The following is a 15,156-nucleotide window of genomic DNA, read 5'->3' as shown; positions in this document are numbered from 1 at the left end:
CCTACCCGATGCGAGGCTCATTTAATTATATATTTTGGATTTTTTGTGCCACCCTGATCTTTAGCTGTAAGGAAAACGCCAGTCACCAGGCTAAAAAAGTCTTCAATATTAACCTCGATCAGGGCTTAACCTCAATAGATCCAGCCTTTGCCCGCAACCAGAATGCCATCTGGATGACCAACCAGATTTTTAATGGTTTGGTGCAGGTCGATTCATCGCTGCAAACTATTCCATGCATTGCTAAAAGCTGGCAAATTTCTGCCGATGCTTTAACTTATACCTTCAACCTGCGCAACGATGTTTACTTTCACGACGATCCTATCTTTAAAAACGGAAAGGGCCGAAAAGTTGTAGCCAGTGATTTTGCCTATAGTTTTTACCGTTTAATTGATCCGAAAGTAGCTTCATCGGGCGGCTGGATTTTTAGCGATAAAGTAAAGGATGAACATAATTTTATTGCCTTAAACGATTCTACTTTCCAGATTAAGCTGGTACGCCCCTTCCCGCCGTTTATGAGTTTGCTTACCACGCAATATTGCTCGGTAGTACCCAAAGAAATTGTAAGCCATTATGGCAAGGATTTCAGGAGCCATCCCATTGGTACAGGGCCCTTTAAATTTAAATACTGGAAAGAAGGCGAAATCCTGGTGTTATTAAAAAATGAGCACTATTTCGAAAAAGATGAAAAAGGCATTAAATTGCCTTACCTCGATGCGGTAAAAGCTACTTTCATAACCGACAAGCAGAGCGGCTTTATGAGCTTCATAAAAAAAGACCTCGATTTTTATTACAATGTAGATGGAAGTTACCGGGATGATATCCTGACCAAAAGCGGTAAAATGACGTCCAAATACAAGGGAAAGTTTAATCTGACTAAAAGCCCCTATCTGTGTACCGAATATGTGGGTATACTTGTAGATACCAGCCTGGCCATTGTTAAAAAATCGCCCCTGCGTTTAAAGAAAATCAGGCAGGCCATTAATTATGCCATTGATAAAGATAAGCTCATTAAATACCTTCGCAATGGTGTAGGCGTATCGGCAACCTCTGGTTTTATTCCCAAAGGGATGCCCGGTTTTGATAGCCTTGCCGTTAGCGGTTATGCGTATAACCCTAAACTTGCCGCAAAACTTTTAACAGAAGCGGGGTTCCCTGAAGGTAAAGGCCTGACAGAAATTACCCTGAATACCACTACAACCTATAAAGACCTTATTGAGTTTATACAGGGAGAATTAACTGCTGTTGGCATTAAAACCAAAATTGATGTGAGTCCAAGTGCCAGCTTAAGAGACCTGATGTCGAAAAACCATGTAAACTTTTTCCGCGGCTCCTGGCTGGCCGATTATGGAGATGGCGAAAATTTTCTTTCCATGTTTTATTCAAAAAACAAAGTTCCTTACGGCCCCAACTATACTGCCTTTTACAACAAAGCTTTCGACCAATTATTTGAGCAGAGCTATTACGAACCTGATAACGAAAAGCGGTTTGCACTATACCGCAAAATGGATCAGATTGTGATGGATTATGCACCAGTGGTACCACTTTTTTACGATCAATCGGTGGTAATGTTGCAGAACAATATTTCCGGATATTCTTTTAATCCGCAAAGCCTCATGATTTTAAAACGGGTTCAAAAAAAGTAAAAGGGATTACTTTTTGTCCATCAATTTCCGTTTCAAAAACTTTGCGGTAGCCTCGCTTACTTTCAATCCGTTCGAAAATTTCATCCAGTGATGGGTATCATCCGGGATAACTAAAAATTCAAATTCAAAGTGCTTATCCTCAAAACGCCTGGCTAAATCTACACTCTGATTAAAGGCCACATTGCGGTCATCATCGGCATGAATAATAAGTGTTGGCGAGGTCCAGGTGTTAATGTAACTGACAGGCGAGGATGACAAAGCAATTTTAGCCGCAAGTGTAGCATCAGGTGCCGGCTCTTTACCTTCGGTAGCCTGACTGCTAAATCGGTTATTTACCCCATGAATATCTACACCTGCAGCAAACAGCTTCGAATCTTTTCCAAGTGCTAGTGCAGTTAGATAACCACCATAAGAACCTCCATAGATTCCTATTTGATCTTTATTAATACCGGGTTGCGCTGCCAGCCATTCGCCAGCTGCTTTAATATCCTGGTATTCTGATGCTCCTTGTGCCCCCGCACCCATTGGTTTATGAAAATCGAAACCATAACCAGTGCCTAAACGGTAATTTACAGCTAACACAGTAAAACCCAAATTAACCAGGTATTGATTTAAAGCATAATCTATGGAATAATAATCCATGGGGTTCCATCCTAAAAACATTTGTCTTTGCGGCCCACCATGCACATAAACAATTGCAGGCTGGTTTTTGATCATTTTCTTCGGCGAAAACAACTGCCCGTAAACCGTGTTACCGTCGGCTGCCTTAAAACGTACATGTTTGGGCACAACCATTTCCTTAATCGGAAAATCGGTGGGAATAAGCGACTCACCAATGAGCTTAATCACTTTTCCTCCAGCAATAACAGCTGGTAAAAGTGGCCGCTCTGCGGTAGCACTTAAGCAGAAAAAAGTAAGATTATCGCCCGATATTACCGGGTAGGCCTCAATCCCTTTCCCACTACTTAAAGGTTGCATATTTGCCTGATTTACTGAAACTTTGTAAACATGCCTTCTTTCCAGATCATCACCATCCTTACCTGTATTGGCAGCAAAAACCAATGTTTTTTTATCGCTACCCAGTTTTATATTTTCTACACCATAATTGCCCGGCGTGAGTAACAACCTACCCGAGCCATCGGGATTAATGGAATACAAATGTGGCCAGCCGTCCTCGTATGAAGTAAATACAATTTTATCCCGTGCCCATTGCAGATTGGCACCTCCATCAATTGATGGGTATGATGCCCTGATCGTTTCAGGAGCTTTCCAAATCTGCTTACCTTGCCCTGTTGAAACATTAACGGTGCAGATGGCCCAGGCCTGATGTTTACGGGATAAAATAGAATCTGTTTCACTACCTGAACCAGGTGTACGAATAAAGGCAATTTCTTTACCATCGGGCGACCAAACCGGCATGTTATCTTTAGCAAATGATGGCGATAACCACTGCACAGGTGTTTCATCATTGGTGTAAATTCCAATAAAAGCATGATCGGTACGGTTAGAAACAAAGGCAACTTTCTCCCCATCGGGCGACCACTTATATCCTCCGTTAATCCCTTTTGCATAAAACAGGTTTTTGGCAGGCATTAGTCCGTCAATTGGCGCAATTAGAACCTGACCGGCTTTGCTAAAAAGCACCTGTTTGCTGTTTGGTGAAATAAGTGGATTATCGCCTTCGCCAATGGTGATGATCTTTCCACCCGTAAAAGAGATAGCTAAAACCTGTATTTTTGACGCAATTGCAGATGAGGCTGCATTAACCGGACCACCATCCCTTCCACCATGATCGCCACCACGCACAAAAACAATCCAGGTGCCATCTGGCGAAATAGACAAACTGGTTAACTCCTGCCCATCGTCTTCATTGTAACTGGTAATTTTTACCGCTTTGTAATCGGGAGCTGCCGCAGTATAGATATTTCTTTTCCCCTGTTCATTTGCCGCCCATGCTATTTTTGTCCCTGTGGGCGCGGCTACCAACTGGCTTGGAAAAGGATAAGACAAAACAGATTTCAGGCTAAACGACTGTGCAAATATTTTTGAGGTAGAAAGGAGCATAAACAGGATAAGCAGCGATTTTTTCATTCCTTGGGATTTTGAGATAAATTATGAAAAAAGGCCTTAACCATCAGATGATTAAGGCCTAAAGCTTAATTTTTTATAAGAATGTTACTGATCCCACCACAATTTGGTAGTGCGTGGTACATCAGTAGGCACATTGGCACCATTTTTACTTCTTTCACCCTGGGTATAATCCAGCCGGCGGATAAATGTAGGAAGTGCATTATTGGCCGGCAGACCAAAATCTTTATACTTATAATCGAAACGGCGTGCATCGTTCCAAGCTTCCGGATTTAAATAGGTAACAATGTACTTTTCTTTAAAAATAAGGTCTTTGGTTAAAGCCGCAGCACCAACCGCCACAAGCGGATCTGCCAGATAAGTATCTCTGTTGGTTGTTGAAACCGTAAGTTTATCCATATTGGCACTAATACCTGCCAGGTAAGCTGCGTAAGATTTTATCTTGTCGCTATCGAAATAAGCTTCGGCCTCAATAAATTTCAACTCAGCATAGGTTACAATAAATAAAGGGGCTGTATCACTGGTCCAGGGAGAATTTCTCGAAATATAACATTCATCTTTAGTGGTGTTGGCACCAGGCAAGCGGTTACCGGCACCATTTACCGTTCCAATGTAGATATTATTGATCGTTTTGTCGGTAATTTTTTCGATTCGGGGATCGAAAACAGTGAAAGTTTTGCCATTCAATGCATCGATAAATTGTTCGGATAACCAGCCTCCTAACGATTGCTGTGAATTGGATAGTGCCACATTTGCCCATGGGTTACGTTCTTTAAAAGTAGCCATACTTGCATCATCAGCATTGGCGGCAAAAGAATTGCTAAGTGCGGCCAACACTGCTGTAGGGTTGTAAGCACTGGTTTTACTCACCTTATTTAATAATCTGGCTTTTAAAGCATAAGCCATTTTTAACCAGTTTGCCCTTTCTGCAGTTGTTTTTCCATAAATCAAATCGCTGTTTGGCGCCAGTTTAATAGTCGAATTGGTTTTGGCAAGCTCTACAATGGCTTCATCTAAAAGTGCCATAGCCTGATTGTAAACATCCTGCTGTTTATCATATTTGGGCGTAAGGTTATCGATGTTAAAAGCCTGCGAAAACGGTGCATCTCCCCAAAGGTCATTTACCAAAGTTAAGTTGTAGGCAATAATCACATCGGCTACACCTTTATACTCGCTGGAACCCTGGCTAATGGCCAGCTTTTTCATTTCATTAGCATCGGCCATGGCGAAGTAAAGGGCATCCCAGGTGGCACTAAAATCAATTGCCTGATAGGTATCGCCAGCACCGTTAGCCGTGGGGTTGGCTGTATATTGCACGTAAGGGGCAACAATACTTCCAATAAAGTAATTGTTGTTTCCAATTTTATAGGTCGATGTAGCCAACAACGCATTGAGCGTTGGCACAGGAACCTGGTTCGGATTGTCTGACAGTTTATCAAAATAGCTGTCTTTACAGCTTTGCAAGCCTAGTGTTGCAATTAAAACTGAGCACAATGTATATTTTATAATCTTTTGCATCGTAATACTATTTAAAAACCAACATTAAGGGTAAACATTATAGTGCGGGCAGATGGATAGGTAAACCCTGCAGAACCATCGTTGTTGCTACCGGCATCAAAAGAGCTCGACTCGGGATCTACACCGTAATATTTGGTCCATAACCATAAATTATTTCCGGTAACCGAAAGTGAAGCATTTTTGATTGATTTTGCCGGCAACCAGTTTTGCGGTACGTTGTAGGTTAAACTCGCCGAACGCAAACGTACCCATGATGCATCACTTACAAATGGTTCAGAAACGTTGCGGTAATAAATACGGTAGTAACCCTCGCCATAATCTACCCCATCAGGGCCAAACCGTTGTCCCATGTACACTGGTTTGGTATTGGGCTGGCCATTGGCCAATACGCCGTCAAACACCTTTGTAGTCCTTCTGTCGGCAGTATAATCCGGCAAGCCAAAAGCCGAATAAAAATCTTCCAGCCAGTTGTATTTTTCGAATCCTAAACGGGCATCGAACAATACATTTAAACTAAAATCTTTATACCTGAATGTATTGCCCAGTCCAACAATATAGTTAGGCTGCGAGTTACCCAATAGCTTTTGTTTGCCACCAGAAATACTTGGAAATCCATTGGCACTGATCAGCAGCGGAAGGTTTTTATCAAGTACAATCGGATCTTCGGCTTGACCTCCGTAATAACGGTTAAAATAACTGCCATAAATATTACCATAAGGTTGCCCTTGGATAAGTTTCATGGTTACTCCGGCATTTCCATAGCCCCTTGCGGCACCATATACAATTTCGGTTATTCCGTTTGGCATAGTCAGCACCTTATTTCTATTTGCTGATAGGTTCAGGTTCACATCCCATCTAAAATCTTTTGATACAATAGGTTTACCGTTTATAACCAGCTCTACCCCTCTGTTTCTGATATCGCCTGCATTAATAGATTTGGTTACATAACCTACAGCAGAAGAAATCTGTGTTTGGATAATCTGATCCTGACTCAAAGAATAATAATAGGTAAAATCGAAACCTAAACGGTTTTTAAAGAACGACATCTCTAAACCAGCCTCGTAAGTATTGGTAAATTCGGGGCGAAGGTTGGCATTACCCAGGTTAGAGGCAATGGTTAACCCACCTGTACCGGTTGGCAACGATATATAAGGTGTGTATCCGGTAAAAGTAGAATATTCGGATGCATCTTTACCAATCCGGGCATAAGATAAGCGCAACTTAGCCTGGCTTATAACTGCAGGCAGTTTAAATTGATCTGAAAATACATAACTTAAACTCGCAGAAGGATAGAAAAACGACCTGCTTGCTTTAGGCAAGGTAGAGGTAATATCGTTTCGTCCGGTTAGGGTTAAGAAAAGGTAATTTTTATAATCAAAAGTAGCTTCACCAAAATAACCAACCAATCGTTTTTGTTTCAAGGTTTGTGTTGGGGTAAGCACACCTGCATTGGCCAGGTTAAAGAAATCGTAAACCCCAAGGATACTTCCTAAAGTACCGATTTCTTTTGATTTACGATCGTAAAGCTCTTGTCCCAGCCTTAAAGTTCCGGTAATGTCATCAGTTAATTTAGAAGTAAAGGTAGCTACAAACGTACTGTTAATGGTCCTGAACTTGGTATTGAACTCTCCATAAAAGCCCTGTGCATTATCGTACATTGCCTCTGTAGCATACATAGGGCCACGGGCCGTGCGCACGCGGTTATCGGTATATGTATCAAAACCTAAACGGTAAGAAAAATTAAGCCATTTTACGGGATCGTAACTTAAGCTTGCCCCGCCGATAAAGCGGTTTACATCGCCTTTAAACCTGTTGTTGGCAGTACCCCATATCGGATTATTTGTACCAATGTATTTTTGCGAACCATCCGCATTCTGGAAATCTGAAACATCGTAACGTGGCGACCAGTAGGCCAAACTTTCTCCAAAACGGTCAGCACTGTAAGTATAGCCACCCGAATTGGTAAAATTCATATTTACCGATGCTTTAAATTTAGGACTGATGATAAAATCAGTATTTAACCTTCCTGAAAAATTCTTGTTATCGGTATTGGGCATCATCCCTTTTTGGTACAATTGCGAAACTGACGAGAAAAACTTTACTACATCACCACCGCCGGCAACCGAAACCGAGTTTTTTATCTGCTGGCCGGTTCCAAATGCACGATCATAGTTGTTAAATAACTGATCAGGATGTGTTGGATCGATCAGTTTTGCTTCGGCAATGGTTGGTCCCCAGGCTGGCCCAATACCTCCAGGAGGGTTGGTATAAACCCCTAAAACTCCCTGGGTGTATTCAGTTTGAACATCAGGACTTTTCAAAACTTCATCAAACCCATAACTACTGTTCAGGTTAACACTAACCCCGTTTTGTTTACCTCTTTTAGTTGTAATTACCACTACGCCATTTGCACCTCTTAAGCCATAAAGGGCAGTAGCTGCACCACCTTTTAAAATATTAATGGTTTCAATATCTTCGGGGTTAATATCCGAAGCCCTGTTGGTTACTCCCCTTGCGCCAAAGGCAGTTCCATCGGGATTAGCACCAACGGTTGAGGTCGAATTATCAATCTGCACACCATCAATCACATATAAGGGATCGCCAGAAATATTTGGATCGATAGAGTTTACCCCCCTGATTCTGATATTTGCACCCTGGCCAGGACCACCTCCTGTACTGGAAATAGTTGCGCCGGCAATTTTACCCTGCAAAGCATTAAGCAGGTTGGGCTGATGGTTATAGTTCAGGTCACTTCCGCCAACTGATTGCGCCGCATAACCTAAAGATTTGGCCTGACGAGTAATACCTAGTGCGGTAGAAATGGTTACTTCCTGTAGTTCTTGTGCATCGGGCACCAGGTTAGCATTTACAGTGGTTTTATTGCCAACCGTAATTTCCTGTGTTTTATACCCGATTAAACTTATAACGAGTATAGAACTGGAAGAAGGCGCTTTAATGGTAAAACTACCATCGCTATCGCTCGATGTTCCTGCATTTGTTCCTTTAATTTTTATACTTACGCCAGGTAATGGCCCACCATCATCAGACGAGGTTATTTTTCCCGTAATTGTCTTTACCTGTGCCATTGAGGATAGGCCCACCAGTAAAATACAAAGAAAAAAAATTAAGGTAAAGGTTTTTCTCATATCTCAGTTATTTAGGTTAATAATGTTAGCATATGCAATATAAGCTTTTAGCATAAAAGAACACGCATAAAACACGACGTAACAGCCTGCATTTCAAGCAAATTTTTACACAATCGCAGCGCATCCCGCAAAAGCACGCAGAAAAAAATAGTAAAACCGCAAAAACTAGCTTAACAATGGATGATCCAATGAAAGCACTGTTTATTGCACTTAAAATGGATGATTTATAAGGATTTATTTACCTGAAAACCCTACCTAAACAAAAAAATCCTTTCTGAAGTGATTCAGAAAGGATTTGAATATATGTAGATTGGGTATTTTATTGCTGAACGCCACCACCCATTCCGCCGCCACCTTGTTGTTGGTCTTGCTTAATATCATCGTTTTTGATCTTTTTCTTTTCAGTAAATTTAAGCTTACCGAATGAATAGCTAAAGTTTACGCCAAACGAACGCAACGGGTAGTAAATATTTTGGCTTTGGTTAATGGTTACCGCATTCATGATAGAATTATTTACCGTTTGAATGTGAAGATCTTTTGTAAATGGATTTAAAGTATTTACACCAATTGATCCCTTTTTATTCAGGATATCTTTTTTAAATGAAGCACCATAAAAAATCATCGCATCGGTTTTACCCTGATAGGTTCTTCTTGGTGAATTTACAACACCAAATAATTCGAAATTGTAACCCTTACCAAATCCGTAAGCAGAGCGGGCAAACAGATTATAGTTTAAAAATGTTCCGGTGCTAAAGTTATTAGTGGTATTATTTACCTCGTAGGTGTTTAATCCAATATTACTCATTAAGGTCCATTTAGGTTTAGGATTGTAGGAACCGAATAAATTGAAGCCGTAAGTCTGGCTGTTACCAACATTAATAAAGGTTGTTAATGGCGTACCAGCACTATTTGTAGCTAAGGAGCTCTCAATTACGCCACCTGTTCGGCGGTAAAATACAGATGCATTAATCACTGATCCCTTAATATAAGTACTGTAACCTAGCTCTAAGTTATCGCTCAACTCGGGGCTTAGGTAAGGATTTCCCTGTTGCAGATTAATTGGATTACTATCGTTAAGGAAAGGATTTAAGTAATTCTGACCTGGTCTTTGCAAACGGCGATTGTAACTTAATTTTAAGGTTGCATTTCCCTTTAAGGTTTCAGATAAAATTGCACTTGGGAACAAGTTCAGATAATCGTTTTTTTGAATACCGTTAGCCTGGGTGTTGAAGCTAATTGATGTATATTCCGCCCTTAATCCGCCTTTAAATTTCAACTTTTTAGTCAGATTGAAACTCATTACACCGTAAGCTGCGGCAACATCCTGACTGTAATCAAAATCCTGGGCCGATACATCGAACTGACTCTTAATGGTTCGGAAAATCCCTTTGGCACCAACTTCTAAAATTGAAGATTTGGTAAACGGATAGGTATAATCGCTTTGAATAGTATACTCATTGTTTTTACTGGTATTGCTTCTTTCAACAAGGTTTCCTGTTGTGGCGCCTGCAGGGATAAAAGTGTTGCTAAAGTTTTGTGGGGTTCTTCCTGTAGATAACTGGCCTGAAATTGAAAATTCCTCTCCTTCTTTTTTAGTTGTTTTTTTGTAATCGACATTCCAATCCATGTTTCTGAAAGTCATGTCCATATCACTGATATTTGTTAGCTCAACACCGTTTGTAATGAACGATGATTTGCCAGGGCCACCATTAGAAAAGCTATTAAATTTTACATTTGAGCTGATGTTATTGTAGGCATTAAAATCATAATCTACCCCTAAACTTCCGTTTAAACCTTCCCTGCTCCATTTCGAATAACCATCTTGCATAACATTGTTTACAATAACATTATCAACCCGTGTAATATTGGATATAACAACACGAGAATTTTGAGCATAGGCAAAGTTTCCACCCAGGGCGGTATTTACACTCAATCGACCAGTTTTAGCAGTTAAGTTAAATGCACCATTATTTTGGCGGGTACCTGCCGAAGCATTAACGGTTCCACTCACACCTTGTGCATTTGATTTTTTGGTAATGATGTTGATGATACCACCTGATCCTTCCGCATCGTATTTAGCCGATGGACTGGTAATTACCTCCACGCTTTTAATCTGCTCGGCAGGGATCATCTTTAACGCATCAGCAACGCTGCTGGCCATGGTACCAGATGGTTTACCATTAATTAATACACGAACGGCTCCACCACGAAGCTGCACATTGCCATTAATATCTACCGAAAGCATGGGTACTTTACGCATTACATCTGTTGCATCGCCACCGGCGTTAGTACCATCTGCTTCTGCATTGTACACCATCCTATCTATTTTATTTTCGATAACCGCTTTGGTACCTTGTACCTGAACATCAGCCAAAGCATTCTCTGTAGAAGAAATATAAATGGTACCGATATTGTTATCGGGTTTGGCAGGCGTAGTAGTAACCAATATCGTTTTGGTTTTGTAGCCCATAAAACCAATCATCAATTTATAAGCATCGGGTGATACGTTTTGCAGGGTTAATTTCCCTTTCTCATCGGTAACACCACCGTTAACCGATTTATTGTCTTTTGCGTTAATTAACGATACAGTTGCGTAATCAATAGGTTTTTTAGTTAATGAGTCTAATATAACGGCGGTGATACGACCGGTAACAGTTGTTTTTTTTGCTCCCCCACCAAAGCCACCAGCAGGAAACTGGGCATGCACTTTAAAAAATAGTCCAAGGGTGAGGGTTAATAGTAGCAGTTTTTTCATGTTAGGAGTTAGTCTTTTGTAATTAGTCTGTGCAAATTGCATATTGTTACAATTTTACGCCATACTTTTTACGTGAGTAGTTTAATTTGGTCGGCAAAGATCGTTCTTTTATCGGTAAAAATAAAACTACTGATTAAGATAAACACCTAAGTAGGAAGAGACTGTATATAATGCAAAAAATGGATGATAGAAATCATTTCCCATCATCCATTTTATTTTAAGTAAAGGCTTTACTTATCTTCCAGTATTATTTGGTCTTGAGTACACCATCTGCATTACATTGATATTGCGCATGGCAAAGGCAGCTTCGCAATAGTTTAAATAATAATTCCATTTGCGGATAAAAGTTTCGCCGAAACCAAGGGTCTTAACCTTATCGAGGTTTTTATTAAATTCTATAAACCATAAGTGAAGTGTACGCGCGTAATCCAACCCCATGTCTTTTAAATCAACAAGTGTCAAATCACCGGTTTCGTTTATTGCTTTATTCATAGCTGCAACCGATGGCAAAAGAGAACCCGGAAATATATGTTTCTGTATCCAGTCTACCCCGGTGCGCAATTTATCATAGCGGCTATCGGGCGAGGTAATTACCTGAAAAGCGAAAATACCATCGGGTTTTAAAAGTTCCTGGCATTTTTCAAAATAGGCTTCCAGGTATTGGTGTCCAACAGCTTCGAGCATTTCAATCGATACAATCTTATCAAAAGTTCCGGTAATTTTGCGGTAATCTTGAATAATAACCGACACTCTATCTTCGAGTTTTTCGGCATAAACCCGCTCCTGGGCCAATTTCTGCTGTTCTTTAGAAATGGTAACCGAGGTAACTTTGCAGCCATATTTTTTGGCCAGAAAGATGGCGTTCCCACCCCAGCCGCTGCCAATTTCCAAAACATGATCAGTAGCTTTAATTTTCAGTTGTTTGGCCAACCTATCGTACTTGGCATATTGCGATTCTTCTAAAGTGGTATTTTCATTAAGAAAATAACCGCTCGAGTAAGTCATGGTCTTATCTAAAAATGTAGCAAAGAAATCGTTGTTCAAATCGTAATGTTCCGAAATATTTTTCCGGGATCCGGCCAATGTGTTTGCCCGCTTTACGTGGTAAATTTTGTTTACCCATTTCAGCAGACCCAAAGCAAACGATTTAACCTTACTTCCAGTAATCGAAGGTGCATTTTCGATATTGAGGATAACCCATTTAATAACATTGGTAATGTTTGTGGTATCCCAAAGTCCATCGGTGTAGGCCTCACCAAAACCAATATCGCCATAAAGTGCTATCGATTTAAAAAAATCGGGATGGTTAACCTGGATATTGGCCTCAATTTTATGTTCTCCATTGCCAAAAACCAAAATTTCTCCATTTGGCATCGAAAGTTCCAGTTTCCCTAAAGTCATTTTAGAAAGTGCATTTAGCACCACTTTTTCGAAAAACCCGGTTGATGTTCTGGTAGCGACAAGCGTATTCATAATCTATATCTTTAAATCTGTTTGTTTAAGGTTTATATGGCTTATATACGTTACGTTGCAGCTGAGGGTTTTTGGCTTTAGGATGAAAAGGTATCTTTTTTAACCAAAGCTTCAGTGCCTGCCAATGAATCATGCCCATAACCTGCAGCGGAATTAATGGTATCGCAAAGAAATACTTTAACATACTCCGGTTTGTTAACAACTTCCTTTCGCCTTTTAAAGTGCTGATAAAAAAACGGTTACCTGCCTTATCCAGATCATCAATTTCAATATCGAGTTTATCAGCAGGTACCTTCAGTTTAAAATCGAAAACATTGTCATGATCGATAAATGGCGATACATAAAAATATTTTGTTGTTATTTTTTTAAAGGTATCGCCATGCAATTCGTCTTTCCCGAAGAAAAACAGCTTCATTTCGCGGTAAGTATTGCTGATTTCTGCCACACAACACACCGGATTATCCAATTGATCAAAACAATAATAAAATGAAACCGGGTTGAAATTATAGCCCAAAACATTGAGGTTGGTGAGCAGCTTTATTTTAAGTCCGCTACCATCTACCCCATTTTCCAATAAATAATCTACTAAATGCTGGCGGGTATTTTTCGTTTTATCAGGATTTTCCTTAGGCAGCTGCAGGTGCTCACTATCGCGAAAGGAAAAGAGATTAAACTTGTTGTAGCTAAACCAGCGTAATTTCTGAGCAAGCAAATCCAGCTCATCCAGATCGATGTAAAACATATAAATGTTGTACCAAAAAGAATGTTTTTTGGGTGCCAAGCGATGATGCATCACTTTGGCAGTGAATATACTGGAGGTAAATCCCATTGTTACTACAATTTACAAAATTTTATCGTTGTTAACCATTCTACTCACCCGTCATTTCGAGGATTAATTTATTGGATAAAAATCAATATTAGTGACAGCCCTTCGGGTCGTCATTTCGAGCGCAGTGCAACGGAGTCGAGAAATCTGTCTCTATAGATTTCTCCATTCCGCCACCGGTGAAAAACCGGCCGGCTCCAGTCGAAATGACGATTCTTCTAGCGCGTTTGTCAATGGTACCGGAGTGCAACGCAGCCCAGAAATCTAAATAGCCGACTCTCGCCGACTGCAACGGGCAGGCCTTTCACTACGTTTCGATCCGATAGCTACCGGATCGAAACAACAATCGTTTTAGAGAAGATTCCTGCACAAATCCACCGCACTCTTATAAGCATCTTCGTGGAAACCATATTTAAAATAGCTGCCACAGTAATAAACAGGTCCGCTTTCATTTAGTTTGTGAAGCGATTCTTGCGCCTGCATAGCCGGTACATCGAACAGCGGGTGGTGATAATCAATCTCTTTGATAACCTTTTCCGGGTTTAATGTTTCGGTTGGATTAATGGAAACAAAGTAATCCTGCTTTTTAGAAACGCCCTGCAAACTGTTCATCCAGTAAATGGTGCTTGGCAATAATTTATCGCCCTGTTTTTCTACCCGGTAATTCCAGCTGCTCCAGGCTAGTTTTGCTTTAGGCATCTGTGCTTCATCAGTATGTACAACGGCCTTATTTAACTGGTATTTGAATTTCGAAATTAATGCTGTTTCTAAGTCGGTTTTATCCTTTACAATTTCGAAAGTCTGATCGGCATGGCTAGCCATAATCACCTTATCGTATTCAAATTTTTCTCCCTTAGCTGTTTCTACTTCAACCCTGCCATTTTCCTGCCGTTTTACCGCAACAATTTTGGTGTTGGTTTTAATCCGCTCACGAAAAGGCGCTATGAGTTTTTCGCGATAAGCCTGACTCCCGTTTTGCAAGGTATACCACTGATGCTGGGTATTTAAGCCTAAAAACCCATGGTTTTTAAAGAAACGGATAAGCGTTACGGCCGGAAAATCCAAAATCTGTTCCATCGGGGCACTCCAAACAGCCGCACTCATGGGGATAAGGTATTGCCAGAGCATCTCATCGCTATAACCAAACTCCTTAAAGAATTTACCGATCGAATAATCCTGATATTCGGGTTTATCCAGAATTTCTACACTTTCTTTGTTGAAACGGTTAATCTGCATCAACATTTTTAAATAAGGAATATTGAACAGGTTTTTACGCTGCGCAAACAAGTGGTTTAAACTTGAACCACTATATTCTAACTTTTTTGGCAGAAACTGAACGCTGAAAGACATATCTGTTTTGATAACAGGTGCGTCAATTTCGCCGAATAGCTCAGTGAGGTTTGGGTAGGTTTGGTAATTAAAAACCATAAAACCACTGTCGAGATAAATGGGCCGGCCATCTTCTTCGAGTGTAATCGTATTGGTATGGCCACCAATATAATCCAGTTCCTCAAACAGGGTGATATTATATTGATGTTGCAGTTTATGGGCGCAACCCATTCCTGCTATTCCGGAGCCTATAATGGCGAGTGTTTTCATGAGGCAGTAAATATGTAAGATGGAAAATGGATGATGTAAGGTGAATCATGGATGATGGACAATGTAAGATGGATCATGGCGTATCGCTGTCTCTATTATCCACCTCAC

The 15,156-nt window shown here is 40.5% G+C and carries 8 protein-coding genes; 1 reads left to right on the top strand and 7 read right to left on the bottom strand.

Annotated elements, in window-relative coordinates:
• Positions 1-8 precede the first annotated feature (8 nt).
• Positions 9-1,643 carry an ABC transporter substrate-binding protein gene (locus G7074_RS14265; RefSeq protein ID WP_124558392.1) on the top strand — a complete coding sequence of 545 codons (1,635 nt, stop codon included), beginning with the start codon at positions 9-11 and terminating at the stop codon, positions 1,641-1,643.
• 6 nt (positions 1,644-1,649) lie between these two features.
• On the opposite strand, the gene G7074_RS14260 is transcribed toward G7074_RS14265, so the two are convergent.
• The 7 genes from G7074_RS14260 to G7074_RS14230 form a co-directional block, all read right to left on the bottom strand.
• Complete coding sequence (locus tag G7074_RS14260; protein ID WP_166209007.1) at positions 1,650-3,734, bottom strand: prolyl oligopeptidase family serine peptidase; 2,085 nt, start codon at positions 3,732-3,734, stop codon at positions 1,650-1,652.
• 84 nt (positions 3,735-3,818) lie between these two features.
• Positions 3,819-5,249, bottom strand: a complete 1,431-nt coding sequence (locus G7074_RS14255) for a SusD/RagB family nutrient-binding outer membrane lipoprotein (RefSeq protein ID WP_124558390.1) — start codon at positions 5,247-5,249, stop codon at positions 3,819-3,821.
• An 11-nt stretch (positions 5,250-5,260) separates the two neighbouring features.
• Positions 5,261-8,395, bottom strand: a complete 3,135-nt coding sequence (locus G7074_RS14250) for a SusC/RagA family TonB-linked outer membrane protein (RefSeq protein WP_166209004.1) — start codon at positions 8,393-8,395, stop codon at positions 5,261-5,263.
• Positions 8,396-8,714: 319 nt separating this feature from the next.
• The gene (locus G7074_RS14245) at positions 8,715-11,150 is read right to left on the bottom strand and encodes an outer membrane beta-barrel family protein (RefSeq protein WP_124558389.1); all 2,436 of its coding nucleotides are present in this window, start codon (positions 11,148-11,150) and stop codon (positions 8,715-8,717) included.
• Between the two features lie 234 nt (positions 11,151-11,384).
• Positions 11,385-12,623, bottom strand: coding sequence for a cyclopropane-fatty-acyl-phospholipid synthase family protein (locus G7074_RS14240; RefSeq protein ID WP_124558388.1), 1,239 nt, complete (start codon positions 12,621-12,623; stop codon positions 11,385-11,387).
• Between the two features lie 25 nt (positions 12,624-12,648).
• Positions 12,649-13,452 (bottom strand): DUF1365 domain-containing protein, encoded by an 804-nt coding sequence (locus G7074_RS14235; RefSeq protein WP_124558387.1) that lies wholly within the window; start codon positions 13,450-13,452, stop codon positions 12,649-12,651.
• Positions 13,453-13,800: 348 nt separating this feature from the next.
• Positions 13,801-15,048 (bottom strand): NAD(P)/FAD-dependent oxidoreductase, encoded by a 1,248-nt coding sequence (locus tag G7074_RS14230; protein WP_124558386.1) that lies wholly within the window; start codon positions 15,046-15,048, stop codon positions 13,801-13,803.
• Between the last annotated feature and the right edge of the window lie 108 nt (positions 15,049-15,156).

The organism is Pedobacter sp. HDW13 (assembly GCF_011303555.1).
Classification (GTDB): domain Bacteria; phylum Bacteroidota; class Bacteroidia; order Sphingobacteriales; family Sphingobacteriaceae; genus Pedobacter.
This window is presented reverse-complemented; position numbering and strand designations above follow the sequence as displayed.